The 829-nt window shown below is 20.7% G+C and carries 1 protein-coding gene; it reads right to left on the minus strand.

The window, feature by feature from the left end; all coding sequences use genetic code 11:
* The coding region (locus AJ886_RS04560) for a hypothetical protein (RefSeq protein ID WP_070287228.1) at nucleotides 1–677 on the minus strand (677 nt) is incomplete at its 3' end.
* Between the last annotated feature and the right edge of the window lie 152 nt (nucleotides 678–829).

The raw sequence follows: 829 nt of genomic DNA on the forward strand, positions 1-829 counted from the left end.
AAACTTAAACTTTCTAATATATTTATGAGTTCTATCTTGCTTAAAGTATTAAAATCATTTAACAATCTAAGATAATTACTTATAATAGAAGAAGAGTGAATACTATGAAATAAAATTTTATTTTTTATATCTTTTTTAATAAAAAATTGATTATTTTTTATATAAAAATAATTTCTAAAATGATTATTGCTTATTATTTGATTATAAAAACTTAAAAGACTTTCTTTGCTGTTTAAGTCTATAAAATTAAGATAAAAATTCTTTTCTTCTAAGGCTAATTTTAAAGCATTAAGATTTGCAAAAGAAGCATTAATATTTTCATTATTTTTTAAAGCATAAACGATATTTTCTTGTTCTTGTTTTTGGGTAATAGCATATTGTAATAAAGGATTTTTATAATGTGTATCGCTATTGATTAAAACATTGATATAAAAAGCTTCTTTGCTTTTCTTAGTTAATTGAAGCAAAGATAAAAGTGTAGAAGGGATATAAAAAGAATCAAGCTTTAAATTTAAATACTTATCATAAGTATTTATATAAGTTAATTCTTGACTAAAATCCAAAGCTTGTTCTTTTAAATTTAAAAGCATTGTTCCACCTAATCCTAATAAAGCTAGATTTTTGAAATTCTCTAAAGCTTTTCTTTTTTCTAAATTGATTTGAAGTATTTTTTGCATTGTTTTTCCTTTTGTTTTTATTTTACTTTAAATATTTTTTTATTTTGATTAAATTACTCTTTGATATTATGCTCTTTAGCATAAGCTAGTATCTTAGCTCTTAAATCCTCTGGAAAATTATATCTATAAATAGCAGGAATTCTTGGATCAAG

This window comes from Campylobacter sp. BCW_6465 (genome assembly GCF_001762815.1).
In the GTDB taxonomy this organism is placed as follows: domain Bacteria; phylum Campylobacterota; class Campylobacteria; order Campylobacterales; family Campylobacteraceae; genus Campylobacter_D; species Campylobacter_D jejuni.